Source organism: Clostridium cuniculi, assembly GCF_004353185.1.
GTDB classification, from domain to species: Bacteria; Bacillota; Clostridia; order Clostridiales; family Clostridiaceae; genus Clostridium; species Clostridium cuniculi.
In genome coordinates, this window is record NZ_SMUS01000117.1 from 1 (window position 1) to 463 (window position 463).

At 32.4% G+C, this 463-nt stretch carries 1 pseudogene; it reads right to left on the minus strand.

Annotation, left to right across the window (positions count from 1 at the left end):
* Positions 1-180 precede the first annotated feature (180 nt).
* Positions 181-463, minus strand: a pseudogene (locus tag EJJ37_RS20620) (ABC transporter permease); the annotation flags it as partial.

Here is a 463-nt window from a genome sequence, read left to right on the forward strand (position 1 = left end):
AATTAGAAATACGCCAAATAGCCATGAACAAAATAGCAATGGCATCACTCCAGTAAAGTTCACATCCGGAAAAAGTACTTTCGTGTACAAGCTACATGAAAAAAAGCTAACTACAAGTGATACAGTCCAATTAATGACCAATGCACAAAATTTTGCATTAACAACTTCACTTATTGCTAATCATTTAGAAAACGTAATTATCAATGTTCCTTTTATAAGCTCATTTCCTAAAGTGTTATAAAATATAAGTACAAAAACGACAAATCCTAACTGTGAAAGATTTTTAAAATATTGAGCCCAAGCATCTATATATGTCTGGTCTGGCATTTGTAGATTAATTAAATCAGTTGATAATGCACCAATAACTGCGGTTGTATACTTTGCTCCAATTGGACTTATTACGCCTAACAAAAAAAACAAAAGAACAACTATCAGCACCTTAAATGTTGCAACCTGTTCCCAC